Genomic DNA, 4,320 nt, shown 5'->3' with positions numbered 1-4,320 from the left:
AACCAAACTGAATCGTCTATGATATTGATTACATCCTTATTGTCCGGCTAGTATTATGCCATTATATAACTAATTAAAAACGCCCTGCATATGCAGCAGGCCCTCTATTGTCCGGTTTTGTCCAACAACCGGAACGGGGATCCTATGGCCCAGAACGAAACCAATAAACTATAACTATGTTCCGCAAAAAACAATCAATTTTTTATGGCTTACTGCTCCTGCTGGCAGTGATGCAGGCCCGCGCCGGCAACAGCCTCCAGGATGCACTCGACAAAAAAATAACGATCGAACTAAAGAATGTCATCCTGAAAGACGCATTGGAAAAAATCAGCGACCTCGCAGAAGTATCCTTTGTGTATGTAGGTAATGAAGTACTCGATGCCAACAAAGTAAGTGTGAATGCACACAACGAGAAAGTCGGCGACCTGCTGAACAAACTGCTTACTCCGTACTCCCTTTCCTACAGCGTTATGTACGACCGCGTGGTCATTAAACACGACAACGGCAAAAAACCTGCGCAACTAACTGCAACGAATACACTATTACGTATTGCCGTTCCCGTTACAGATGTAAAAGGAGTTGTTACCAACGAAAAGAAAGAACTACTCCCCGGCGTGAGCATTCTTATCAAAGGCACCTCCCGCGGCGTTACCACCAATGACAAAGGTGCATTTGAACTGAAAAAAATTGCCAACGACGCCATCCTGGTATTTAATTTCACCGGCTACAAAACAGAAGAAATCAGCGTAGCCGAATTCAGAAGCGGCGCCCTCACCATTGTACTGAAAGAAAAACCTACCCGCCTCCAGGAAGTAGTGGTAACAGGTTTTCAGAGCATCGACAAATCCAAATTTTCAGGCGCCGCCACGCGCCTGAAAGGAGAAGAGGTGAAGATAGACGGACTCACCGATGTAAGCCGCATGCTGGAAGGAAAAGTAGCCGGCGTTTCTATTCAGAATGTATCCAGCACCTTCGGTAGCGCACCTAAAGTACGCATCCGCGGCGCCACCTCCATCAATGGCGACAACAAACCCCTCTGGGTAGTAGATGGTGTAGTGCTGGAAGACGTGGTCAATATCTCCAACGATCAGCTCTCCAGCGGAGATCCTACCACCCTGCTCGGTTCTGCCGTAGCAGGACTCAATGCCAACGATATTGAAAGCTTCGACATCCTGAAAGATGCCGCAGCAGCCGCCTTATACGGCGCCCGCGCTATGAACGGCGTAGTAGTGATCACCACGAAAAAAGGTCGTGCAGGCAAGCCTGTTATTAACTACAGCGGCAACTTCAGCACACAGCTGAAACCCAACTACAACAATTTCAATATCATGAACTCCGGCCAGCAAATGTCTGTGCTGGCAGAACTGGAAAGAAAAGGTATTCTTAACTCCGATATCCTGTCGCAAGGCGATATCGGAGTTTTCGGTAAACTATACGAAAAACTGGACGCTGATAAAAATGGTGAATTCCCTGTAGAAAACGATCCGGAACACCGCAAAGCATTTCTGCTCCGCTACGCCAAAGCCAATACCGACTGGTTTGGCCTGTTGTTCCGCAACAATTTTGTACAGGAACATTCCCTCAGCATTTCCTCCGGTACCGATAAATCACAATCTTATTTCTCTACCAGCTTCTATAGCGATAACGGCTGGACCCTGGCAGATAAAGTAACCCGGTACACCCTCAACTATCGCAATACCTATAAATTTTCAGACAGACTCTCCGCAGGTTTCTCTACCCTCGCCTCTGTGCGCCGGCAGAAAGCCCCCGGCGCCCTCACCCGGAGCAGCAACCCGGTAGAAGGACAATACGACCGCGATTTTGACATCAACCCGTTTAGCTATTCTCTCAATACCAGTCGTACCCTCACCGCCTATGACGAAGACGGTAACCTTGAATACTTCCGGAGAAATTATGCACCATTCAACATCATCAATGAACTGCAGAATAATTACCTGGACCTGAATATGATGGATTTACGGTTACAGGGAGACCTGGGCTGGAAGCTGACAAAACATCTCCGTTACGAATTCACCGGCGCGATCAGGTATGTAAAATCTTCCCGTGAACACCAGATCACAGAAAATGCCAACATGGCCAACGCTTACCGTTCCGCCGGAAATGCTACCATCGCAGAAAGAAATAAGTTTCTATACCGCGACCCGGACAACCCGGACGCGCCTCCGGTGATTGTATTACCCGCCGGCGGTTTTTATAACCGTACGGAAGACCAGCTGCTGAACTACGACTTCCGCAACGGCCTGAACTACAGCGACACTTTTGCACAGAAACATAACATCAACGTACTGGTAGGTCAACAGGTAAAATATGCCGATCGCCAGAATGCTTCCAATACCGGATACGGCTATCAATACGATAATGGCGGCGCTACCTTCACCGACTACCGCATCCTCAAACAAACGATTGAAAGCAATTTCCCTTACTTCGGTATGGGCAGGGATTACGACCGCTTTGCGGCTTTTTATGCCACTGGCACCTATGCCTATAATAACAAATATAACTTTACAGCTACCGGCAGATATGATGGCTCCAACCGTTTAGGACAATCACGCAAGGCCCGCTGGCTGCCTACCTGGAGCGTAGCCGGCTCCTGGAATATAGACCGGGAAGATTTTGCCGCCCGCATCAAACAACTGGATTATCTCACGCTGCGCGCCAGCTACGGCCTCACCGCCAGCATGGGACCTGCTACCAATTCCAACATCGTTTATCAAACCGTGAATACCAACAGACCGCATCTCACAGAGGTGGAATCTGTGATCCGGCTATCACACTTACAAAATGATGAACTCACCTGGGAAAAATTATACACCACCAACATCGGACTCGATGGAGGCTTCTTCAATGGCCGCCTGAATTTCAGCATGGATGCATACACCCGCAAAAGCTTTGATCTTATCAGCCGCATCAAAACATCCGGCATTGGTGGGGAAATGTATAAAGCCGCCAACTATGCAGACATGGACTCCAGAGGCATAGAAGTAATGATAGGCGGAGATGTAATCCGCAGTAAAGACTGGGGCTGGAAATCCAATGTGACCTTCGGTTACAGCGTTAACAAAATTACCAATGCCAAAAACATTCCCGGCATTTTTGACCTGGTAGTGGCAGAAGGTGGTAACACAGAAGGTTATCCGGTACATAGTCTCTTTTCCCTGCAATACACCGGTCTGGATCCAAAATCAGGTGCCCCTTCTTTTATCAACCAGGATGGCGTGCACAGTGGCGACGTAAATCTGCAATCGCTGAACACCAGCCATCTCGTGTATGAAGGTCCGGTAGATCCGCCTGTTACTGGCGGCTTCTCCAATACATTTCGCTATAAAGCTTTATCACTGAACATATTTTTTACTTATCAGTTTGGCAACAAGATCCGCCTCTACCCTGCTTTCAAAACTACTTACTCCGACCTCGATGCCATGCCTAAAGAGTTTTACGACCGCTGGGTAATGCCGGGAGATGAAAACAAAACATCGGTGCCTTCTATGCTGGACGCCTTTGAGCAGTTGCTGATCAGCGGCGCACATCCTTACAATAACTACAACTTCTCTACCGAAAGAGTAGCCAAAGGAGATTTCATTCGCCTCAAAACCATTTCACTCACCTACCAGCTCCCCGGTGATCTTACCAGGCATGCTGGGATTAATAACGTGGCCGTAAGTGCCGCGGCTATCAACCCATGGCTGATATATGCAGATAAAAAATTACAGGGACAAGATCCCGAATTTTTTAATGCAGGTGGGGTGGCACAGCCTATTCAAAAGCAATTCACTTTTTCATTAAAAGTTGGTATTTAAAAAAGGAACTATGTCAAGCTCATATATAACGCATACCCATACACGTAAAATAAGGCCGGTCCTTGTCGGCGCATTTGCGCTGATGACAGTGATAGCCGGCGGCTGTAAGAAATACCTGGAGCAGGTGCCGGACAGCACCTGGACAGACCTCAGCACACCCGCCAAAGTGAGTAAGTTACTGGGCACCGCTTATCCACAGTCCAGCTACATTACCATGTGCGAAGCCATGTCGGATAATGTGGGCGACAAAGGCGTAGGCGCCTATTACCGCCCTAACCAGGACGCCTACTTATTTAACGATATCCAATCGGTAGACGAAGACTCCCCGGAAGATTACTGGAAAGCCTGTTATACCGCCATTGCCGCTGCCAACCAGGCGTTGCTGGCATGCAGCAATGCTGCTGATCCTGCCCTGTATAAACATCAGCGGGGAGAAGCGCTGGTAGCAAGAGCCTACGCGCACTTCATGCTGGTTAATATTTTTGCGAAAAGTTATGATGCC

2 protein-coding genes are annotated in these 4,320 nt (G+C 48.3%); both read left to right on the top strand.

Going from position 1 to position 4,320, the window contains the following annotated elements; translation table 11 throughout:
* Positions 1–176 precede the first annotated feature (176 nt).
* On the top strand, positions 177–3,818 hold the full coding sequence (locus tag VIP81_RS17505; protein WP_331963714.1) for a SusC/RagA family TonB-linked outer membrane protein: 3,642 nt from the start codon (positions 177–179) through the stop codon (positions 3,816–3,818).
* A gap of 10 nt (positions 3,819–3,828) precedes the next feature.
* The coding region (locus VIP81_RS17500) for a RagB/SusD family nutrient uptake outer membrane protein (RefSeq protein ID WP_331963711.1) at positions 3,829–4,320 on the top strand (492 nt) is incomplete at its 3' end.

It is taken from the genome of Chitinophaga sp. (assembly GCF_036566945.1).
GTDB lineage: Bacteria > Bacteroidota > Bacteroidia > Chitinophagales > Chitinophagaceae > Chitinophaga.
Note: the sequence above shows the minus strand (reverse complement) of the source record. Positions and strands in the feature narration are given on the sequence as shown.